The sequence below is a fragment of the Tropicimonas sp. IMCC6043 genome (genome assembly GCF_004146235.1).
Classification (GTDB): domain Bacteria; phylum Pseudomonadota; class Alphaproteobacteria; order Rhodobacterales; family Rhodobacteraceae; genus Tropicimonas.
Map to the genome: position 1 here is coordinate 1 of NZ_SELO01000161.1, position 470 is coordinate 470.

Annotated in this window: 2 pseudogenes; one reads left to right on the forward strand and one right to left on the reverse strand. The window is 56.6% G+C overall.

Annotated features, from left to right (window positions below):
• Positions 1 to 128: 128 nt before the first annotated feature.
• Positions 129 to 287 (reverse strand): annotated as a pseudogene (locus tag EU800_RS27845) (IS6 family transposase); the annotation flags it as partial.
• Between the two features lie 58 nt (positions 288 to 345).
• Here EU800_RS27845 and EU800_RS26240 point away from each other — a divergent pair.
• A pseudogene (locus EU800_RS26240) lies at positions 346 to 470 on the forward strand (IS3 family transposase); the annotation flags it as partial.

Here is a 470-nt window from a genome sequence, read left to right on the forward strand (position 1 = left end):
CAACTTCGCCCGAAGGCTCAAGACCCTCAGCGGTCTCACGCCATACGAATACATCTGCAAGATCTGGACTTCAGAGCCAGACAGATTCAATGTCGATCCGATCCACCAAATGCCGGGACTGAACACCACCAGAATCGAACCGTCTCATGGCTAATGTCGACGCCCCGCTCGTGCAGTAGATCCTCGACGTTTCGAAGCGACAGCGGGAACCGGATGTACATCATCACCGCTAGGCGGATGATCTCAGGACTGCTCTGGAAATACTTGAACGGGTCGCGCTTTGTCATTCACGGACGCTACGAAACCGCCAAGCCTCCCTCAACCGGATTCCTTCTGACAGTGCCGGTGTCAGACCTCACACTGGACAAGCTCATTCTGAAGGAGGCGGCACGGGGAAACTTCTGAGCCCCGCTCGTCGTCGAGCCTGTATCGACCTGATCCGCAGCGAGATGAAGGTATCGGAGCGTCGG